Raw genomic sequence first — 20691 nt, forward strand, 5'->3', positions numbered from 1 at the left:
TTTGAGAGACCAGCTTTGGATAAGCTCGGGGTGTTTCGTAGGGTGTATCATACAAGGATTTAATCAGATAAAATTTGGGTATCCTAATAGTACCGGAGGTATGAGTTATAAAACCCTACAAGCCTTAGAAAAAGATACAAAATGGTTTGGCTCACTTACAAATTTAGGCTTTAGATTTCAATATCAAGCAAGCTATGATGTAACAGATATAGTTAAGAAAGCATTAGGCACAACATCGCCAGGAAGAACCTTTAGCGCAGGAGACATAAAAGTTTTTGCTGGCACTCCACCGCGTGTTCCAGGCTTTGTATCGTTATATAATCCAAGCAACCCTTTAGACGGTGTATGGTATAGAAATGTGGCCTCCCCTACCTATGGAGGATGGGCTTTGGTTATAGTTTATGATTTTGGAACCACAGAAAATCATAATATGAAACCAAAAGGTATCAATATATATGATGGCATAAAACCCTTAACCCCTCTATATGGTGATGCTAGCACAGAAATGGAATTTAAAGACTTCTATACCCCAATAAGCGGCAAATTTGATGCATCTTTAACAATTTTATCATTTGGTGCAGCAAAAGAGGTATTAGCCGAAGATATCCAGCTGAAAAAAAACAAAAGCGACCAATACTCGGATAATAATTCAGTATTTGTTTCCGGCGCAGATTCAATCAACCCAAAAGGCTCTCAGTTTAATAGTACCATTGCTAGATTTAACAAACATATGAATCCAAACAAGATATACAACGCAAGTATGGATTTGGATATATATGATATTTCTGAGTTAATGAGCCATGGCCAAACAAATGCCTATGCTAAATTGAGTGCAAAAGTTGTTACAAACGGCGGCTCTTCAATGGGAGATGAAGCTACAGTTGGGCTAGTGGCATTTTCTACAGACTTATATGTACCAAATGTTTGCTATGAAGAAAAGCTACTTTATAAAAGAAAAAACGATAACAATGCGACCTTTAAAGAAGTTAGCACAATCAACGGAGCAAAAACTGTTTTAAAAAAGGATGATATTTTAAGAGTTCAGCTTAGCATAAAAAACAAAACAAATGAAAGAGTAGAAAAGCTATCAATAATTGCAAATATAGATCCGACAAGCGGAACATATAAAGACAATAGCACATATATTCATAAGTATAATGCAGGAAACTCCAATTTCATACTCGGCTCTCACAACAAAGACAATAAAGATCTTCAAAAAAAGATTACAAATGGTATTAAAGTTAATATAGGACAAGGCGCCGATAGTGGAAACGGTGGTAGACTCAATCCTACAGACAGTGCTTTTGTTCAATACGATATATCATTAAATGAAAATTTTAAAGAGAGTACTTATAAAGCCACATTCTCCAATGAAGCATTAAATTTAAAATATAATGATGGCATAATTATAAAAAAATGTGAGAAGAAAGATTATTTCTTGTCTATTTTTAATATAGCGGGATTTAAGGCAGTCAATCATAATTTTGCCAAAAAAGGTGATTCAGAAAACCTTTATACTCAGCTTGCAGGAAAAGGATTTAATACAAAGATCGTCTATATGGACGAAAACTTAAAAAACAACGAAACCCCTAAAGGTCCATCCGAGAATTTAGATGTAAGCGTTGAGATAGTTGAGGATTGTGGTGGAGGATCCATAATACCTAAAATAGAAGGTCTGAAATTTAACAAGAGTACAGGAATTATAGAAATACCAAAAGATAAGCTATTGATAAATAATGCTTATCCATCATTAACATTTAGGTTATCCTATATAGATCCAGCTCAAGATCCTGTTATAGACCCTCAAAATCCTACTGCACCGCCTAAAAAAAGGACTATAGTAAACTGTTTTTCAGACAGATTCTCCATAAGACCTGAAAAATTTATGATGTATAACACTTCATCTGGCAGCTTTTTAGGCGATTCCGATTTACAGAATTTAATAGGGGGAAGAAACTATGCCGAAAAAGGAGCCGTAGCGGTATTTAATAAAAATAATATAGCCACCGGATATACTAGAATTTTAGAAACCAAATCTACTGAAATAGCACCAGGAAAGGATCCTGCATTAGATATAGTTCAATTTGAATCAACTCCAAGTGAAATATGCAAAGATAACATAAGCTCGAGTGTATTATCAGAAATAGCAGGTCACAAAATAAGCGCTGATTTTAATATGGGAAAAGCAAATTTTTATAAATCCGGTGCAATCAATTTCTCTTACCCAGATATAGGCCCTGCAAAACTTACACTACAAGACTCATCTTTTACGCTTGTAGACCGAGCCTCTAGCGATTGTATAGCTGGTAGCGATTCCATCACACCGAACACGGAAGGAAAGATAGGTTGTGATATTAAATCAACTTTTGACTTCACTTTCTTGCCTAATGATATATTAATAGACAATGTAACCGTTTCAAATTTTGCAAACAATATGACATATACTTCAAGCGATCCAGGAATGTATGCTAAAGTATTGTTTAATGCTCAAGCAAGAATTGATGATGCGGGAAGAAGCATAGCTAGACTATATACAAAAAATTGTTATGCTAAAAATGTAAATTTTACACTAGATATAGACCAGTTAATACCTGAATACACAATAGATAATAATGGAAATAATATAACAGATGTAGCCCAATTAAGAAACGATCTTTTGTTTTTTGATAATGCAACCAATTTAAACATTAAAAAAACAACAAGAGGCACTGGTAACATCGGCCAATATCAAATATTAAATACAGTCTTTAGTGATGCCACAGCAATCGCAAGTGGAGAAGTGAGGTTTAATTTTGATAAAAATATTACTGCGCCTAGAAACCCTTTTACCGTAAATAGTAAAATTTTTGAATTTAAAAATATAAGTGATGCGGATTCGGTAGCGGGAGCAACTTACAAAAAACCCAATGCCGCAAATGAAACAAATGCTAATTTTTATTACGGAAGAGTATATGCTCCTAAAAAATCTGGTCCTAAAAAAGGTTTTGATCACAATGTATACTTTGGCGTATACTGCAATCTTTGCGATACAGACAAATATATTATAGCAAAAACCGCCGATTTATTTCCGGATCAAGCAAACTGGTTTGTCAATGCAGAACATGACGGCACCGATATGGGTCAAGTTAAAAGCTATAAGCCAAATTCTCCTTCTACGAATGTATCTGTAAAAAAATCCGTACAAGATGGTATTGAAAAAATATTTTTATCAAGCTCAATTCCTGGTTCTGATACTATAAAAATGGAAGCCTCTTCTTGGCTTTTATTTAACCAAGTTGATAAAAACGCAAAGACGAATGATTTTATAGTAGAATTTACAGATGGTACTGTATGGGGAGGACAATCCCTAAACAAAGAAGGCAAAAACAAAGCCGGAGTAGGTTCTGTGGTAGGCGGAAGTAAGCTAGAAGACATACCAAGTCAAACAAATAGAAGACTAGAGTGGTGATAATATGAGGCGCGGTTTTTCTTTGCTTGAGCTTGTAGTTTCTATTGTAGTTATGGGGATAGTTTTTTTATCTATTCCCACAATAATAATACAAAATGCAAAAAACAATACATCAGCTATAATTCAACAAAGCGTAATGGACACTAAAACACGTATAGCTCTTATACTTAAAGCACCATGGGGTTGCGTAAACGACACTTCTCTTATAGGTAAACCTACTCCTATTTTTAATGGTAATCCTACGGATAATTTCTATACAAAAAACGGAATTTCGGAAACCGATAGAAGGACGTTTTCAGCTGCATCGGGTAATAGCTGCCTACCTCCAACTGCAACTTCTCAAGGGGAAAAAAGCATAAGCTGGTTTAATAAAAAAGAATTAGAATTTACCGTTAATCCAGAATCTACAACTTACAACAGAGATAATATACTTAGTGCAACAATGAAGACAAAAGTTGAAACACAAGACATGACAGGAGCGGCAAAGAATAATATCAAAGTTATAGAAATAACAACAACCGCACACGCTAGTCCAGATATAAATATAATACTTAGAGCCTATTCATCAAATATAGGCGATAGTCCTATTATACAGAAAAGATCATGGTAATGAAAAAAGCCTTTACACTTCTTGAACTAACAGTTGTTTTGATTATCACTGGAATTTTATCCATTCTAAGCACAGATATAATACTAAATGTATATAAAGGCTATTTACAGAGCAGAGCAATAAATACTCTTGAGGCTCAAACAGAAATAGTATTAGAACAAATTTCTAAAAGACTTATGTTTCGCATAAAAGAATCTACGATAGGCAGAAAGCCTACAGGAGAATTCGTGTCCACCTCTGATGCAGGGCTTAATCAAGACTACACTATCCTAGAGTGGATAAGTTATAGTTATGAAAGTTTTCAAGATGGGGGATGGAGTGGCTTTACAGATCTTCAAAATGCAAATACTACTCCACCAGCTACACCAGGTGGTGGCGGCGGAAAGATAGAAACACCGGGTAGCAACTTAACTATAGCAAACAATACAATATCGGATCTGACAAACAAAAAAGCCACACTTGATAACAGCACTGTCGGAATATACTTTAGAGGCCTTGGTGCAAACGTAAATACATCATTTGGATATGACAAAACAAATGCAAAATCAATAGGGATAGTCAATACTACAACAGGTAGCACTACAAATTTGACTATGCCTACATATAAAGGAACCGATATATCAGAGTATTACTATCTACTCCATACAGCTTATGCTATTGTTCCCGGAATCCCTTCTGCCAATGGCGACTCTAATTTAGTATTGCGTTATAACTATCGTCCATGGTTATTAGGAGCCGACAATCAATATAATGGTAAAAATTCAAATGGTTCTATAATTGCCACAAATGTTACTAGATTTAACTTCACAGAAGTAAATGGCATGATGGTACTTAAACTATGCATGAGAGATGCTGGCAGATCGCTTGGCAATGGTGAAGAGGAAACTACCGTATGCAAAACAAAGGCTATATACTAATGAGACGCGGATTTACAATGGTCATGGCAATCTTTTTTATGGTTTTAGTAGCCACTCTTGGTACATTTGCGCTTAGTCTATCTTCCGCTACTGCAAAACACACTACCGACATCTTTTTAAGGGAGCAAGCAGAACTTCTGGCACAAGGCGCCACAGAGATAGCGGTGCAAAATTTGCTAGGCATGACTTTTAGTGCGGCAAACTGCCCTGATTCCAACGGTAATAGAAGAATTGTAGATACAAATTTTACACCAGATGGAGGCAGTGCTTCTTTATTTAAGGTTACTGTCGATGTAGTCCAAATTTTTGGCGACATTAACGGCTGTGGTACCACCATATCCACAGATGCATCCAAAGGTACCGTAATACTTGATGTTACAGTAGATGCAAATAAAACTATCATAAATACTCCCATTAGATTCCATAGACGTACTATCCAAAAGCTCTAATATGTGCTATAATATGGCACATTTCTAATAAAGGAGCCATATAATGAACACAAGCATTGTAGGTAAACAATTTGAGCTAACAGACTCTATAAAAGGTTATGTAGAGAATGCATTTGATGCTCTTGGAAAATATAATCTAGACATCATTTCAGGGCGTTGCGTCATCTCGGCAGATGAAAAAAATGGCAAAAAGGGTTTTACGGTCGAATTTGCGATAAATTTAGCGAGAAAAGACACAATCGTAATATGTCAAAAAGACAAAGATTTATACGCCGCAGTTGATCTTGCACTTGAGCGCGCATCAAAGGTGCTTCGCCGCGAGCACGACAAAAACACAACCGTCAAAAATAAAGACGATGGCAAAGCTGTTAGAGCTGCGATTGCCGACGAACATATGAACGACGGCGAGGTAGATGAGATAATCCCTATGGAGCTTGAGCTATATAAACCACTAGAGATAGAGGAGGCTATGCAAAAGCTAAAAGATAGTGATGCACAGTTTTACGTATTTAACGATATGGACGCCAAAATGCGCGTGATCTACAAGCGCTCTGACGGCAAATTTGGACTTTATTAATCAAATTTAGGCGAGATAAACTCTCGCCTTTTTACTTTTTCAAATACACAAAAACTACCAGTCAAATTTCAATCATTTATTACCGACTTTGCGACGCATTGCTTAAATTTTAATGATAAGCAAATTTGTGTAACACCGATAGGTAGTTTTAAATACAAGTTTGAAAAGCTATTTTTAAATTTGATGATTGTAAAAGAAAATAGCCACTTTATGTGAAATTTTTTTCATCAACCAAAAACCCTATAGGCAACCACACTCAAAACATGCAAATTTAGCCTCGTCAAGCTTTTAAGGCTTTAATCACTAAGCATCAAACTCAAATTTTACCGCCGACTCGCCGCGACTTAAAACTACGCCAAATTTATACGATACCCAAAACCGACCCCAGCATCGACGGATTTTTATTTTGTAAAGATTGCTGTTTTTCTAGCAAGGAGTTGCTTTGTAAACTAGCTCGGAGCTCTTTTTCATATTTAGTCAAAAGATCATCTAGCACGGCTTCAAGCTCATCTCTTAGGCTTTTTTTCATATCGGTATTTAGCCCTAAAGCCTCCATCAGCTCCTCTTTTTTGACCCTTAATTTTTCCTGGATTTTTTGTTCGTTCATCTGCGATAAAAATCCAGCCGCTCCAAGCTCGGTAAGAGTCCTTTTAAATCCATCTACATCAGGCTCTTTAGAGGTTTTTACCTGTACGGTAGCTTTTTTGAGCTCCTGTTCAAAGTCGCCCTCTTTTGCCGCTTTTGCGCTCTTTTCTATGGCTTTTTGCGCAAGCTCGGCCAAAATCTTTTGGATAAATTTTTGCTCTTCGATCGTCATTTCGCATCCTTTATAAAAGATACGTTATCGCAAGCAAATTTTATTCCTTAGCTCTATCTGCGATAAATTTAGCAAATTTATCGTCGTCGTTTGGGCAGGCTACGACGTCGTAAAAATTAAATTTTAGCTCGTCTGCGATATGGCGAAATTCCTTTGATAGCTCAAAAACGGTTTCGGAGTTGTCGATACAAAAGGAGATCGGATAAACAAGCGCTTTTTTATCTTTTATCTCGGCTAATGCCTGATTTAGCGAGGGTTTGAGCCACTTTACGGGGCCTAGCTTTGACTGGTATGCGAGCAAAATTTGCTTAAATTTAACTCCTCGCTTTTCCAAAATTTCGGTTAAAATTTGAACATGACGCTTGACGTGCTCCTCATATATATCGCCCGCATCGACCATCTTTTGCGGCAAAGAGTGCGCCGAAAACACCAGCGTTATCTCGCCTGAGTTTAGATTACTTGCAGCTTTTTCGATACCGTCTGCGATGATCTCGTTATATCTCTCGTCCTCAAAAAAAGGCTCCACGATTTTTACTTTCGCCTTTAAATTTAGCTCGGCCCGCGCCTTTTCAAAGTCGCTTATACTAGACGTTACGGTCGTAAACGAATGGTGCGGATAGAGAGGAAAAACGACGATCTCCGAAGCCTCCGTAAACTCAGCTAAAACATCCTTCGCAAAAGGCGGCGTGTAGTTCATCGCAAAAGCTACCGCCGTATCATCGTCTAAAAAATGCGAAATTTTACCGCATAGTTTCGCCGTAAGCTCGCAGATAGGCGACTTGCTGCCGATTTGACGGTAGTTATTTTGCGCGGTTTTTAGGCGCGATTTGGTTATCATAAACGCAACAAATTTGCGCAAAAACGGGCTTTTTATCCCCAGGATATACGGGTCGTTAAACATATTTTTTAAGAATACCTCAACCTCGCTAAGGTCGTTTGGTCCACCCATATTTAGCAGTAAAATTAGCCTCATTCGCAAACCTCCTGAGCCTTTAGTGTGTCTTCGAGCGTACTTAGATCGCTTTTTGCGCCGCAACATGCCTGATAAAACTCGTTTAGTAACGCTTTAATCGGCGAAACGTCGCCATAAACCTTTAAATTTTGCTGCCCGTCAAGCGTGTATTTGTTTAGCTTAAGGCCCAGCATATCGCCGAAATACACACCCCCGTTCGCGGCAAATTCGATCGTAAAGCGTTCTGCTTTAAAGCGCTTTGAGTTGTGGATACTAGCTAGCGTCTGGTTTTTAAATTTAAGCTGGAAAAGCGAGTCTGTTTCGCTTCTTTTGTCGTCGTTTTGGATTGAAACTTTATTGCTAAAGATTATCTCGCTACCCGTTATAAACCTTGCAACATCGATGTTTTGTAAAATTTCAAGCTGCAAATTTACGCCCCTACTAAACCCTCGAGCGATATTTATCGAAAAAATATCTTTTTCTTTGGCGAGTTCTTTTTTTATAGAGGCGATAATGGGATTAAATCTATCTATAAAAGCCACGTAAGCGCCTATATTTTGGGATTTAAAGCAGTATTTTAGCTCCCTTATTTCGCCTGATTTGCAAAGCCAAGGATCAAGCATGATAAATTTTATAAAATTTAGGCATTTTGGTATCAAATTTAGATATTTATGCGTATCAGTTACAATGAGAGCGTCGATCCGTACGGAGTCCAAAAGGTCGTTTATATTATCGTAAACAGGAATTCGTCCGCAAATTTCGCTATTTTTAACGCCGTCAAAAATCGCCGCCAGTTCAAAGTGCTCCGAGCGGCGAAGCTCGTTATAGTAGTGCTTTGCGTCGTTTCCAAATCCTATTATCGCAACTCGTTTTTTCATAATCTTTTTTTCCAAAATTTAATGTTTTTTAGGCAATTATAGTAAAAAATAGTAATTAAACGGATAATGCGAGCGATTTTTAAATTTTACCGACGCCTTTTTATAGCGGGCCTCAAACAAGTTTTATTAAATTTATGCTAAAATCAGCCCTATTTTAAAACTTTAATCAGGAATAAAACGATGGATATTAGAGAGGCTTATTTAAATTTTTTCGCAAGCAAAGGTCATGAGATCATCCCGTCTGCACCGCTAGTGCCAAACGATGCTACGCTACTTTTTACAAATGCCGGCATGGTGCCGTTTAAGAGCATTTTCACCGGCGAAGTGCCGCGCCCTACTCCGCCGATCCGCACAAGCTGTCAGACCTGCATCCGCGCAGGCGGCAAGCACAACGACCTAGACAACGTCGGCTACACCGCGCGCCACCACACGTTTTTTGAGATGCTTGGAAACTTTAGCTTCGGCGAGTACTTCAAAAAAGACGCGATCGCGTACGCGTGGGAGTTTGTAACGCAGGTGCTAAAACTACCAAAAGACCGCCTCTACGTGACCGTTCACGAGAGCGACGATGAGGCGTTTGCGCTATGGGAGCAGCACATAGCAAAGGAGCGCATTTATAGATTCGGCGATCACGATAACTTCTGGCAGATGGGCGATACTGGGCCATGCGGACCGTGCTCGGAGATCTTCTACGACCAAGGCAGCGAGCACTTTAACACGCCTGAGGACTACATGGGCGGCGACGGCGATAGATTTCTTGAAATTTGGAACCTAGTCTTTATGCAGTACGAGCGCAGTAGCGACGGCAAGCTGACTCCGCTACCAAAACCAAGTATAGACACGGGCATGGGCCTTGAGCGCGTCACGGCGATAATGGAAGGCAAATTTAGCAACTACGACAGTTCGCTTTTTATGCCTCTTATAAACGAAGTAGCCGCGCTTTGCGGTAAACCTTATGCTTACGAGAGTGGCGCTAGCTACCGCGTCATCAGCGACCACATCCGCTCAGTGACTTTCCTGCTAGCTCAGGGTACTACATTTGACAAAGAGGGCCGCGGCTATGTGCTTCGCCGTATCCTGCGCCGCGCGATCAGGCACGGATATTTGCTAGGTATAAAAGAACCGTTTATGTACCGCCTCGTCGATAAAGTCTGCGAGCTAATGGGCGGCCACTACGCCTACCTAAACGAGAAAAAAGCGGCGGTAAAGGAGCAAATCAGGCTCGAAGAAGAGAGATTTTTAGCTACGATCGCAAGCGGACTCGAGCTTTTTGAGAGCGAGCTAGCGCGCACGAAAGATATTTTTAGCGGCGAGGCAGCGTTTAAGCTTTACGACACGTTCGGCTTCCCGCTAGACCTCACGGCCGATATGCTACGCGAAAAAGGACTCAAAGTCGATGAAGCTAAATTTGACGAGTTAATGAGCGAGCAAAAAGCGCGCGCTAAGGCTGCTTGGAAAGGCAGCGGTGACAAGAGCGCAAAGGGCGATTTTAAGGCGCTTTTAGAGAAATTCGGCGAAAATAAATTTAGCGGTTACGAGGAGCTTGAGCGCACGAGCAGGGTTTTAGCACTGCTCGACGAGGATTTTAAAGAAACTCAAATTTTAAAAGCGGGCGAACAAGGCTGGGCGATGTTTGACGTGACGCCTTTTTACGCGCAAAGCGGCGGCCAGGCAGGCGACAGCGGCGAGATAGAGGGCGTGGCCGATGTACTAGATACGCAGAAGTTTTTCGGGCTAAATTTATCAAACGTTGCGGTTAAAAAAGAGCTTAAAATCGGCGATACCGTGAAGCTAAAAGTAAGCGAGCAAAGAGCCGAGATCGCGCGCCACCACAGCGCCACGCACCTACTCCATGCCGCGCTTAGAAGCGTTCTGGGAACGCATATCGCGCAGGCCGGATCTAGCGTCGAGGCTAGCAGGCTCAGGTTTGACTTCTCGCATCCAAAGGCAGTGACGGCGGAAGAGCTAACAAAGATCGAAAATTTCGTCAATAGCGCAATCGCCGAAAGTATCGCGGCAAAAACAGAGATAATGGACATCGAGGAAGCCAAAAATAGCGGCGCAATCGCGCTATTTGGCGAAAAATACGCCGACAAGGTGCGCGTGCTAAGCTTCGGCGAGGTTAGCAAGGAGCTTTGCGGCGGTACACACGTAGCAAATTTAAGCCAAATCGGAGCGTTTTTCATCACTAAAGAAGGCGGCGTGAGCGCGGGCGTACGTAGGATCGAAGCGGTGTGCTCTAAGGCCGCGCTAAATCTAGCAAAAGCCTGGCGCGGCGAGATCGAAGAGCTAAAAACCGAGCTAAAAAGCGCCGAGCCGATGAATGCGGTAAAAAAACTAAAAGCCGAAATAAAAAACCTAAAAGACAAGACCAAGCAAGCCAAAGACGCGCACGCGCTGGCGGTAGTGAACGTAAACGAGACAAAGCTTTGCGTCGCTGTGCTTGACGGCGGCGACATAAAAGCCACGATAGACGAGTTTAAAAACGAGAACGAAAAGGCGGCGATCCTGCTCGTGCAAGTAAACGAGGAGGGCAAGATCGCTCTGGCCGCCGGCGTGAAAAATGCGGCTTTAAGAGCGGGCGAGTGGGTCAAATTTACGGCTCAAATTTTAGGCGGAAACGGCGGGGGCAAGGATGATTTCGCCACCGCGGGCGGTAAAAACGTACTAGCGATAGAGGATGCGATCAGGCAGGCGTTTGAGTTTGCTAAAATCAAGCTGGAAAAATAAGCTTGGCGTCGGTCAAATTTAAGAAAATCGCTTAAATTTGACCGCGGTTTTTGTGGCGTAAAATTTGAGCAAATTTTTGCAAAACTAAATTTAACGCCGCAAAGCAAATCCGAAATTTGCGTTTTACGAGCCAATATAAAATTTAAAGGAAAATATAAGTTTATGAGTTTATTTTATTCGCGCATTTTGGCGCCGAGTTTTACCGCCGTCAAATTTACTTTAGCGCGAGAAAATTTTAGATCAAAGGGGACAAATGCCCGAATTTAACATAGCTTTTGCAAAGATTAGCAGCGCCCTACCCTTTATCCACATCCTCTCCGTGGTCGTTTTTATCGGATTTCAAGCAAATTTTTTACTCATCGCTAAATTTTTTATGAAAAATATCGAAGGCGACACGCAAAAATACCAAACGATAATCTCCATGCTAAAGCGCCTAGGCTACGCGATCTACGGCTCGATCGCCGTAATGGGCGTGACGGGCGCGATACTAGCCAAGCAAAACGCGATCAAAAACGCCGATCCGATGCTAAACACGATTTTAACGACGAAATGGGCGATCTGGGGATTTTTATTTTTAAACGTTATTTACGTCACGTACCGCCTAAATAAAGCCTCAAAATCCCTGCAAAATAGCGAATACGTCGAGCTTCACGAGAATCTCATAGTTACGATTTACTACTTCATCCCGCTAAACGTGGCGTTTGCGCTGCTGGCGGCATATCTTGGCGTATCTTATAGGGAGTTTTGATGATTATTTTGGCTTCGAGCTCGGTTACGAGAGCTAAGGTTTTACGAGATCACGGTGTTAAATTTGAGCAGGTTTTTTTCGACTACGACGAGAGCGGCGTAGATAAAAATTTACCGCCGCACGTTTACGTTCAAAAGATCGTCGCGGCAAAAAAAGAGCAATTTTTAAAGGCAAACAGTGGAGTAAAAAACGTCGTTTTTGCCGATAGCATCGTCGTGTGCGACGGTAAAATTTTAGGCAAAGCAAAGGACCAAAAAGAAGCTTTTAAAATGCTGCAAATGCAAAGCGGGAGTACCGCCAGGATCGTAACCGCGATGATATTTTTGGGCGAGAAATTCGAGCTTATTAACGTAAGCTTTGCCGAGTATAAATTTGCTAAATTTGACGAAGCCGACCTACAAAACTACCTATCGGGCGATCTTTGGCAGGGTAAAGCAGGAGCCATGACGATAGAAAATTTCAACAAAAAATACATCCTAAGCCAAAACGGTGAAACTAGCACCGCAATGGGGCTAAACGTGAAAATTTTAAAGGCCTTTTTATGAGAATTTTAGCTTCGATTTTGTTTATTATCTTTGTTTCGCTGAGCGCGGCGTTTGTTTATCTTTATTCGCAAGTTACCTTTGATGCGTCAAATATTATTGATTTTAAGCCAAAGCTCACGACTCAAATTTACGATAGAAACGGCGAACTCATCGCAAATATCTTTGACGAAAATAGGGTCTACGTCAAGTACGAAGACATTCCACCGCGCGTCATCGAGGCGCTCGTGGCGATCGAGGATACGAGCTTTTTTGAACACGGCGGCGTAAATCCCGAGGCTATCACGCGGGCTATCGTTAAAGACATAAAGGCGGGCAAACTAGTCGAGGGCGCTAGCACGCTAACGCAGCAGTTAGTTAAAAACATGGTATTAACCAGAGAAAAAAAGCTAACCCGTAAGCTAAAAGAGATGATCATCTCGATGAAGCTGGAAAACGAGCTAACCAAAGAGCAAATCCTAGAGCGCTACCTAAACCACGTCTATCTAGGACACGGCTATCACGGCATAAAAACCGCAGCAAAGGGATACTTTAGAAAGGAGCTTGACGAGCTCACGCTAAAAGAGATTGCTATCCTAGTGGGCTTACCAAAAGCGCCCAGCACCTACGACCCGACCCGCCACCTAGATCTATCGCTTAGCCGCGCAAACAACGTTATCTCAAGGATGAACGCGCTAGGCTGGATCAGCGACGCAGAGTACAAGGCCGCGCTAGTCGAGCAGCCCGTAGTCTTTGACGATACGCTCACGCAAAATAAAGCCCCGTACATCGTGGACGAGGTGCTAAAAGAGGCCTCAAAGCGCTTTGAGGATATAAAAACCGGCGGCTACGTCATCGAAACCAGCGTCGATTTAAAGGTACAAGATATGGCGTCCGAGGCGCTAAAATACGGCTACAACGAGATACTAAAACGTAACAAAGACGCAAACGCTAGCATCCTAAACGGCGCTATCGTCGTTACGCTACCTAAAACGGGTGAGATCCTCGCGCTAGTAGGCGGCATAGACTACGCCAAAAGTAGCTACAACCGCGCCACGCAGAGTATGCGTCAGCCGGGCTCTAGCTTTAAGCCCTTTATCTATCAGATCGCCCTAGACATGGGCTACTCGCCGATGAGCAAGGCTGCCGACATATCAAGGGTCTTTAACGAAGGCAGCCAGTACGAGTGGCGACCGAAAAACTACAGCGGCGGTTTTCAGGGCTATATCACGCTGCGAGAGGCACTGCGCCAGTCGCGCAACCTCGCCACGATAAATTTACTCGACGAGATCGGGCTTGATACAGCTTATAAAAAACTAACCGAAATGGGCTTTAAAAATATACCTAAAAACCTCTCCATCGCGCTTGGCAGCTTCGGTATCTCGCCGTTAGAGTTTGCTAAATTTTACTCGATGTTTCCAAACGGCGGCGAGATAGTAGAGCCAAGCCTCATAAAACGCATCATAAACTATCAAAATCTAGAAGCTGTTTTCGAGCCTGCGCGGGTATTTGTTACGGAACCCGAGCAGGCATATCTGATGACTGATATGATGAGGACGGTAGTAGAGCGCGGCACGGGACAAAGCGCCAGGCTAAACGGCGTGCAAGTCGCGGGTAAAACGGGCACGACGAATAATAACGTCGATGCGTGGTTTTGCGGATTTACGCCCGAAGTCGAGGTGCTAGTGTGGTACGGCAACGACGATAATACGCCGATGAGAAAGGTCGAGGGCGGCGGACGTACGGCGGCTCCGGTGTTTAAGAGATTTATGGAAAGCTATATGAAGGAGTACCCGCTAAAACAAAAAACCTTCATCGAGCCAGAAGGCGTCTTTCATACCGCGCACGAGGGCTTAGCGGAGATATATACGAAGATCTCGCCCGTGCCTAAACCGGACGCCCAGGATATGCTCATAAAACAAGATGACGAGGGGCTGATTTTTTAAATTTCGTAAATAAAGTCGGCTAAATTTGAGCGATTTACTATGCAAATTTAGCCGCTGATTCGTCAAATTTAACCCCGCTTGCTAATCCGCATTTTACTCTTGCTTAAAATTTATGCTCGGACTTTACGGTCAAATTTGATCTCGCACGGTTAAAATCCAATTTTAAAAGCACTTATAGATTTGCTTGTTGATTCTACTCTCGTCAAATTTAAGCTTGCCCGCAAGCCCAAAACCAAAGACACGGTAAAATTTGAAGCCAAATTTAAACGGTCTAAATTTTACAAAACTTATCAAATTTATCTTGCACGGCAAATTTAACCAAGCCTCAAAAACAAGCCGTGTCCGTGCCGCTTAAATTTACCGCCGCGCCAGGCGCAAAAACTGCGTCAAGCATGCTCAAATTTTAAATTACGCTTCATCTTTCGGGATATACGTACTTCGGTTAAACAGATAGCATGCCGCAAAGATAACCAGACAAGCCGATAATACGTTTGAGCCGCCCAAAAGCAAGCTCGCCGTCTTTTCGTTATTCCTGGCGATTAGAGCCGCTATTATGAGTGCAATCGGATACAAGATCAAAGCAATGCTAGCTAAATTTTCAACCGTAAAAATCACCAAGCAAAGTCGCTGATTTTTTATAAAAAATTTGCTGTATTTTTCGTAGGGTAGCTTTTTAGATAAATTTTCGTGAAAAAATACGGCAAAATCAGTATCGCAGCAAGAGAAACGAGCCCGTATAGAACATTGCCTAAAAAATATGCAAAATAAGAGACCATAAGCCCAAACCCGATAAATGCCATACTAGCGCGCCTGATAAGTCTATGCACGTCGTAACGGTTTTTTAGATGCCAAGGTATTTGATCAAATTCCGCGTCCAGGTCGTTTAGCTCGCAGAGTCTTTCCTCTACTGATTTCGCGCTTTGAGCTAGACCGGACTCTCTGCGCAGATCTGCACCCTCGGGTGCGGGCTCATATGAGCTTATGTTCAAAGAGTAGCATACGGCAAAAACAAGCAAGCAAATCGGAACTACGACAAGGCCGTATAAAAACGCATAATCGCCGTATTCGCCGCCGCTATCCTTCACGAAAAACGACCCGATAATAAGTAAAATCGGATATAAAATCAAGACTATGCTGGCAAAATTTTCTATCCTAAAGGCTAGGAAGCTATCCCACTGGTCCCTCACAAAAAGATAGCTGTATCGTTTGGTTTTATCTCGCCTTAAAACATAAATCGTCCAGAAAATAGGCGCAACTATCATCACAGTGCCCCGAATATAGCTAAAAATTTCAGGTGGCAATTCTATGCCATTGTTTACAAAAAATGATTTCAAATACGGCGCTAACATCGCAAAAAGATAAAAAACGGCAAACGTCGACGACCAGTACGTCATAGTCGCCCGCCTGATAAATCTATGCCTATCGTACTGCCTTTTATCATCCTCAGAGATTGCGGCAAATTTCTCATCCAGCTCTTTCATCTCGGCTTGAAATTTTACGTTCACGGCTAGCTCCTTTTACAAGCGCTTATTTTAGAAATTATATCAAATTTGACGTAGTAAAGCGCCTAAATTTGGGGATTAAATTTGATAGCAAAAACGTAGCTACGTTTTGAAAATTTTACGTTTTACCGCCGCTTGGCAAATTTAATCAAGCAAAGAAAAAGAAAATCAACTTAAATTTGACCCGTTTGCCCTAAAATATCTGCGGATAAAAAGATAGCGCCGCGTCCAGCATGAGCCAAGGTCCAGCGCAAAGCCAAAACACAGCAAGCAAACTCAAATTTAACCTGAGTTTCCCGGCTAAATTTGAGCTGGGTTTAAAAAGCAAAAGGATAAATTACTCCACGAGCTTCATCTGCTCGGCGCAGATAGCCTTCCACGAGCTTTGCAAATTTGAGCCGACGCACTCCTTCAGATACGGCTTTGCTTCGCTTTCGCGTTTTAGCTTGATGTAGATTTCCGAGATCTGAGCTAGCGCGCGCAGCCTGTTTTCGGGATCTAGGCGCGTATCTACGAGCCCCTGCGCAGCTTGCAAAGCCTCGTCCAGTCTATCCAGCTTGCTTAGCGAGCCGATGTACTCAAAGTCGATTTTTGGGCTAAATGTGGCGATATGTAGGCGTTTTTGTAGGTCGATCGCCTTTTTAGCGTAAACCGACGCGTTTAAAAAGTCGTTCGCGCCATACGTCGCCTCGGCCATGCGGTCGTAGAGCTCGATGACCTTAAAGTCGTTTTTGCGCAGCGTCTCGACGGCCGTTATCGTCGCGGCGGCGTCAGTGAGCCTGCCTAGCCCCATCAGCGCCTCAAATCTATAAAAAAGCACGGGCGAGACGTCGGCATACTCCTGCCTAGACGCGATAGCCAGCGCCTCGTCGGCTACGCGCAAGGCGTCGTTATACTTCTGCGTCTTTATCAAAACGGAGGCTAGTTTGATGAGCCACTCCACGCGGTCGAGCATGTCGGGCGCAAGGATATTTTGCGAGGCGAGATCGTGCGCGGCGGCGAAACGAGAGAGGCGCATATAGCAGTCAAAGAGCTTAAATTTAGCCCCGATTTTCTCGCCCACGCCGTAGTTTTCGGTCAAATTTACAGCCGTAACACAGTCGTTTTGACGGATGGCTTCACTCGCTAAATTTAATGCCGCCTGATCCAATACCGCACTAGCGTCCGTATCGTTTAGATCGCGCACGACCTGGGTATAGCGCAGGACGGAGTCAAATTTACGCTCTTTTAGATAGAGCGCGACCTGCTCTTTTAGCGCCTTGGCGCCGACGTCCGTTTTGCCGTATTTTTCGATGAGCGCGTCGTAGTGATCGTGTAGCTTTGTCGCGTTGCTCTCGTCGTTTCTGGCGAAAAATAGCTTATCTAGCGCATTTTGCACGATAGCGGCGTACTGCCCGTCTGCAAACTCGTTTTGGTACCTTTTTAGGTATTCGTAGGCTTTTTGCGTGTCAGGCGTGCCTGTTAGTGCGATTCCTAGATTTTTTAGCACGGTTTCGTACTCGTCGTCGTTTTTATTTAGACGAGCGAGTAAAATTTCATAAATTCTCGCGGCGATATCGTCCATATTTTTCTCGTGAAATACCCCAGCCAGCGTCGTTAGCTTGGACGCGTCGTTTAGCAGGTACTCTTGATTTTTGTTTAAAATTTTGAGCATAAAGTCCTTGGCGCGGTCAAATTTAGCCTTGTCGATGCTGCCCTGCACGAGGCTCAGAGCCGCACGGCTAGCGACATCTAGCGTCTGCGCCGAGTATAGCACGTCCTCGTACATCTTTACCGCCTCATCCTGCCTGCCCGTGACGTAGAGCCTGTCGGCAAACTCAAGAACGGCTAGCTTGGTAAAATTTGAGTTTGGATGCTCGTTCATGAGGATATCTAGCGTGTAGTTCGCGTCGCTAACGAGCTCCTGCCTGAGGTAGGCTTTGGTCACGAGATATAGCACCTCGGGGTAGTTTTCGTCCGACACGAACCGCCTCATCCATGCGCGCCCTTCGCTCGCGACGTCCGCCGCGCCGAGCCCTTCGAAGCTATTTTGCGAGTCTAAAATTTTATCCAAAGCGCGCAGCCTATATAGCAAAAACTCGCTGGCAAAGATGCTGTTTGGATAGCGCCTTAGCGCCGTCTGGATCGTGGCTATCGTATCGTCGTAGCGCTTGGCGTCGTAGCTTTTTTTCACATCCAGGTACATATTTATGTCGTTGCTATCGCCGCTTTCTATCGGGGCTTTGTTGAGATCAAGCGGTCCGACGCTAGGCGCGGTCATCTGCTCAAATATCGGGGCAAAATTTATCCCCGCGTTTGTTTGCTTTTTAAATTCGCTTAAATTTTGATCTATCACGATGGCGTGGCGTTTGGCTGCGCCGCCGTTTTTGCTAAACGGCACTGCGGATGCGCCGTAAAGAGGCTCGCTAGACGAGATCAAACGCGAGCTCGCGCGCGGTACGACATAGACGCGCATACCGCCTTTTTCCTCGCGAAATCTAACTTCAGCCAGGGCTAAAATTTTATCGTCGACCTTTGGCAGTGCGCCGCTAGCGATGTCGCAAAAATAAAGCTTGCGGTCGTAGGCAAGGATCTCCTCTTTGCAGACGAATTCCTTCTCGTCGCTGATGTTTATCACTGTGTAGGGCCTGCCGTCCTCTGCGCCCGAATTTACGCTCAGGCTAAAAGAAAACGCCAAAATCGGTAAAAAAAGCAAAAAATATTTTCTCATGCGACCATTATACCCTTTTTCGTTTAAAAAGCGCTATAAAAGCGAATATTACGCGCTTTTGAGGCAATTTTTTTACTAAATTTCGCGCATTAGGATAAAATTTTATTTAGCCTAAATTTAACTTTGGCATACCGATAGAATTTTGATTTTAAAGAGCGCGGTTGGCGGGCTAATTTTTTTAGTTCGGCAGCCAAATTTTACCCGCCCATCCAAAAAAGCCATACTTGCCGAGTCAAATTTGACGTTATGACACCGAGTTTTGAGATTAAATTTAGTGTAGCGTGCCTCGGCGGATAAATCCATCCGCCAAATTGCTAGTTACTGCGCCATTTTTACGATTTTAACCAGCTTAAAGGCGTATCCGCTAAATTTCGCCCTACAAAGCGCAACCGTGCCCTTCATCTGTGGCTCTAGCCTAATTTTAGCCTTTACTTCTACGCCCTTAGCCTGCACGCTTACTATATCGCCGTCTTTTACTTTTGCAGCCGCGGCAAACGACGCCGAGCCGATTAGTTCTTTCGTTTCATCGCTCAAATTTGAACCGCCCGCCTCATCCATAAAAAACACGACGCTACCGTCAAAGCTCTCAGGTTCTTTTAACGGCGTTAGCTTGCCGTCCGTTTTAAACTCACCCTGCTCTGCGTCAGCCAAAACGACGTTTTTACCGAGCATTTGCAAAAACTCGAATATATTTTTCGCGTCAGCATGCGCCAAAAATGAGCTATCGATCACGATATTTTCGCACCCCTCTAAAAACTCCGCGATCTGCTCAAACTCCTCCTCACCGACGTTGCACTCGCCGCTTAAGTACCCTTCGTCTAGCCCCTCAAAATATTCGCGCGTTTGCTCGTCAAATTTAGCCGCGTCAAGAGAGTACTTACAAAGCAAAGCCAGCACGTAGCTAGCCGAGCCGATCTCGCAACGAACGAGATTTTCAGTGCCTAAAATTTTATCCTCAAAGCAAGAAATATATAAAAATTCGTTTTGCTTTATCTGCTTTGCTAGCTGCGGGTTTTGCTCGCAAAGCAGGCTTGCCAGGCTCAAGGTTTTTGCATTTTTAAATTCACCAAATTTCATCGTTTATCCTTTAAATTTAGCTTGGATTTTATAAAAATTTGTTTTAAGAGGGGGTAAATTTGCGCCGATTAGACGCAAATTTGATTATTTTTCTAGGCCGAATTTGACGGCTGCTTTAGCAAGCTCGAGAGTAGCGTCTACAAATTTATCTTTTTTCGTCGCATGCGGCAAAAATAGCGGTATCTCCGTGCAAGCCGCGATATACGCATCAGCCTCGATAGCCGCGATCGTGTCGTTAAAGAGACCCACGTACTCTTTTAGCTTGTTTGCCTTCGCGCCCTTGTAGATGCAGTCCATGATGTTGCTCATCAAATTTTCGGGGATTTTTACGCACTCTAGGCCCGCGGCGATTAGCTCGTTTTCGTAAATTTTAGCCGCGGTCGTGCCGGTAGTGGCGATGACGGCGATCTTTTTAGCGTGCGGGAAATTCGACTTTATCGACGCGGTCGCAATTTTAGCTATGTGCAGGATATTTACGCCGCACTCGTCGGTTAGACGCTTGGCAAAATAGTGAGCCGTGTTGCAAGCTATGCAGATAGCCTCACAGCCCGCGTTTTTGAGCCTCGTCGCGGACTCTTTCATAAAAGGAAACGGATCCTCGCCTCCGTGCAGGATATACGCCGTGCGGTCGGGGATCTGCGGATGGTTGTCGATTACGATGGGGATATTATCCTGATCTTTTGCGGCGTTTGTGAGTTCTACGATCTTGGCGTACAGATCTATCGTAGCTAGCGGCCCCATGCCGCCTAAAATTCCGATTCGTTTCATGAAAAAGTCCTTAAATTTAAAAAAGCCGAGAGCGAAGTCTC

Annotated in this window: 17 protein-coding genes; 9 read left to right on the top strand and 8 right to left on the bottom strand. The window is 43.0% G+C overall.

Annotated features, from left to right (window positions below; translation table 11 throughout):
* The first annotated feature begins 100 nt into the window (after positions 1–100).
* From Q0394_RS09740 to raiA, 5 genes are read left to right on the top strand one after another with little or no spacing between them, the layout of a single operon-like run.
* Positions 101–3448: a hypothetical protein gene (locus Q0394_RS09740; RefSeq protein ID WP_298947278.1), complete on the top strand. Its 3348-nt coding sequence runs from the start codon at positions 101–103 to the stop codon at positions 3446–3448.
* Between the two features lie 4 nt (positions 3449–3452).
* On the top strand, positions 3453–4058 hold the full coding sequence (locus Q0394_RS09745; RefSeq protein WP_298947280.1) for a type II secretion system protein: 606 nt from the start codon (positions 3453–3455) through the stop codon (positions 4056–4058).
* Positions 4058–4975, top strand: coding sequence for a type II secretion system protein (locus Q0394_RS09750; RefSeq protein WP_298947282.1), 918 nt, complete (start codon positions 4058–4060; stop codon positions 4973–4975). The genes Q0394_RS09745 and Q0394_RS09750 overlap by 1 nt, the downstream gene beginning before the upstream one ends.
* The gene (locus Q0394_RS09755) at positions 4951–5424 is read left to right on the top strand and encodes a hypothetical protein (RefSeq protein ID WP_298947284.1); all 474 of its coding nucleotides are present in this window, start codon (positions 4951–4953) and stop codon (positions 5422–5424) included. The genes Q0394_RS09750 and Q0394_RS09755 overlap by 25 nt, the downstream gene beginning before the upstream one ends.
* Positions 5425–5467: 43 nt before the next feature.
* Positions 5468–6001, top strand: coding sequence for a ribosome-associated translation inhibitor RaiA (gene raiA / locus Q0394_RS09760; protein ID WP_298947286.1), 534 nt, complete (start codon positions 5468–5470; stop codon positions 5999–6001).
* A gap of 361 nt (positions 6002–6362) precedes the next feature.
* Here raiA and Q0394_RS09765 read toward each other — a convergent pair whose 3' ends face one another.
* Genes Q0394_RS09765 through Q0394_RS09775 form a run of 3 tightly spaced genes read right to left on the bottom strand, consistent with a single transcriptional unit; the run spans position 6363 to position 8648 of the window.
* The gene (locus tag Q0394_RS09765; RefSeq protein ID WP_298947288.1) at positions 6363–6818 is read right to left on the bottom strand and encodes a response regulator; all 456 of its coding nucleotides are present in this window, start codon (positions 6816–6818) and stop codon (positions 6363–6365) included.
* 40 nt (positions 6819–6858) lie between these two features.
* Positions 6859–7791, bottom strand: a complete 933-nt coding sequence (gene hemH / locus Q0394_RS09770; RefSeq protein ID WP_298947290.1) for a ferrochelatase — start codon at positions 7789–7791, stop codon at positions 6859–6861.
* Positions 7788–8648 carry a Gfo/Idh/MocA family oxidoreductase gene (locus Q0394_RS09775; protein WP_298947292.1) on the bottom strand — a complete coding sequence of 287 codons (861 nt, stop codon included), beginning with the start codon at positions 8646–8648 and terminating at the stop codon, positions 7788–7790. Before Q0394_RS09775 ends, hemH begins: the two co-directional genes overlap by 4 nt.
* A gap of 180 nt (positions 8649–8828) precedes the next feature.
* Between Q0394_RS09775 and alaS the strand changes: the two genes are divergently transcribed.
* The 4 genes from alaS to Q0394_RS09795 all read left to right on the top strand — a co-directional run bounded on the left by alaS (position 8829) and on the right by Q0394_RS09795 (position 14593).
* Complete coding sequence (gene alaS, locus Q0394_RS09780) at positions 8829–11378, top strand: alanine--tRNA ligase (RefSeq protein WP_298947294.1); 2550 nt, start codon at positions 8829–8831, stop codon at positions 11376–11378.
* A gap of 253 nt (positions 11379–11631) precedes the next feature.
* Entirely contained in the window at positions 11632–12126 is a 495-nt protein-coding gene (locus Q0394_RS09785) for a hypothetical protein (RefSeq protein ID WP_002952473.1), read from the top strand.
* The gene (gene maf / locus Q0394_RS09790) at positions 12126–12671 is read left to right on the top strand and encodes a septum formation inhibitor Maf (protein WP_298947296.1); all 546 of its coding nucleotides are present in this window, start codon (positions 12126–12128) and stop codon (positions 12669–12671) included. Before Q0394_RS09785 ends, maf begins: the two co-directional genes overlap by 1 nt.
* The gene (locus Q0394_RS09795) at positions 12668–14593 is read left to right on the top strand and encodes a PBP1A family penicillin-binding protein (protein ID WP_298947298.1); all 1926 of its coding nucleotides are present in this window, start codon (positions 12668–12670) and stop codon (positions 14591–14593) included. Before maf ends, Q0394_RS09795 begins: the two co-directional genes overlap by 4 nt.
* Positions 14594–15001: 408 nt before the next feature.
* Here Q0394_RS09795 and Q0394_RS09800 read toward each other — a convergent pair whose 3' ends face one another.
* The 5 genes from Q0394_RS09800 to Q0394_RS09820 form a co-directional block, all read right to left on the bottom strand.
* On the bottom strand, positions 15002–15208 hold the full coding sequence (locus tag Q0394_RS09800; RefSeq protein WP_298947300.1) for a hypothetical protein: 207 nt from the start codon (positions 15206–15208) through the stop codon (positions 15002–15004).
* 20 nt (positions 15209–15228) lie between these two features.
* A complete protein-coding gene (locus Q0394_RS09805) occupies positions 15229–16098 on the bottom strand; it encodes a hypothetical protein (protein ID WP_298947302.1) in 870 nt (289 codons plus the stop codon).
* Between the two features lie 334 nt (positions 16099–16432).
* The gene (locus Q0394_RS09810) at positions 16433–18805 is read right to left on the bottom strand and encodes a hypothetical protein (RefSeq protein ID WP_298947304.1); all 2373 of its coding nucleotides are present in this window, start codon (positions 18803–18805) and stop codon (positions 16433–16435) included.
* 318 nt (positions 18806–19123) lie between these two features.
* A complete protein-coding gene (locus tag Q0394_RS09815) occupies positions 19124–19882 on the bottom strand; it encodes a hypothetical protein (RefSeq protein WP_298947306.1) in 759 nt (252 codons plus the stop codon).
* Between the two features lie 84 nt (positions 19883–19966).
* Positions 19967–20650, bottom strand: coding sequence for an amino acid racemase (locus Q0394_RS09820; RefSeq protein ID WP_298947308.1), 684 nt, complete (start codon positions 20648–20650; stop codon positions 19967–19969).
* Between the last annotated feature and the right edge of the window lie 41 nt (positions 20651–20691).

It is taken from the genome of uncultured Campylobacter sp. (assembly GCF_938039205.1).
Taxonomy (GTDB): Bacteria; Campylobacterota; Campylobacteria; order Campylobacterales; family Campylobacteraceae; genus Campylobacter_A.

Bases quoted from the DNA above. Each gene is read 5' to 3' on its own strand.
- Q0394_RS09740 (WP_298947278.1), top strand. From the start codon at position 101: ATGAGTTATAAAACCCTACAAGCCTTAGAAAAAGATACAAAATGGTTT.
- Q0394_RS09745 (WP_298947280.1), top strand. From the start codon at position 3,453: ATGAGGCGCGGTTTTTCTTTGCTTGAGCTTGTAGTTTCTATTGTAGTT.
- Q0394_RS09750 (WP_298947282.1), top strand. From the start codon at position 4,058: ATGAAAAAAGCCTTTACACTTCTTGAACTAACAGTTGTTTTGATTATC.
- Q0394_RS09755 (WP_298947284.1), top strand. From the start codon at position 4,951: ATGCAAAACAAAGGCTATATACTAATGAGACGCGGATTTACAATGGTC.
- raiA (WP_298947286.1), top strand. From the start codon at position 5,468: ATGAACACAAGCATTGTAGGTAAACAATTTGAGCTAACAGACTCTATA.
- Q0394_RS09765 (WP_298947288.1), bottom strand. From the start codon at position 6,818: ATGACGATCGAAGAGCAAAAATTTATCCAAAAGATTTTGGCCGAGCTT.
- hemH (WP_298947290.1), bottom strand. From the start codon at position 7,791: ATGAGGCTAATTTTACTGCTAAATATGGGTGGACCAAACGACCTTAGC.
- Q0394_RS09775 (WP_298947292.1), bottom strand. From the start codon at position 8,648: ATGAAAAAACGAGTTGCGATAATAGGATTTGGAAACGACGCAAAGCAC.
- alaS (WP_298947294.1), top strand. From the start codon at position 8,829: ATGGATATTAGAGAGGCTTATTTAAATTTTTTCGCAAGCAAAGGTCAT.
- Q0394_RS09785 (WP_002952473.1), top strand. From the start codon at position 11,632: ATGCCCGAATTTAACATAGCTTTTGCAAAGATTAGCAGCGCCCTACCC.
- maf (WP_298947296.1), top strand. From the start codon at position 12,126: ATGATTATTTTGGCTTCGAGCTCGGTTACGAGAGCTAAGGTTTTACGA.
- Q0394_RS09795 (WP_298947298.1), top strand. From the start codon at position 12,668: ATGAGAATTTTAGCTTCGATTTTGTTTATTATCTTTGTTTCGCTGAGC.
- Q0394_RS09810 (WP_298947304.1), bottom strand. From the start codon at position 18,805: ATGAGAAAATATTTTTTGCTTTTTTTACCGATTTTGGCGTTTTCTTTT.
- Q0394_RS09815 (WP_298947306.1), bottom strand. From the start codon at position 19,882: ATGAAATTTGGTGAATTTAAAAATGCAAAAACCTTGAGCCTGGCAAGC.
- Q0394_RS09820 (WP_298947308.1), bottom strand. From the start codon at position 20,650: ATGAAACGAATCGGAATTTTAGGCGGCATGGGGCCGCTAGCTACGATA.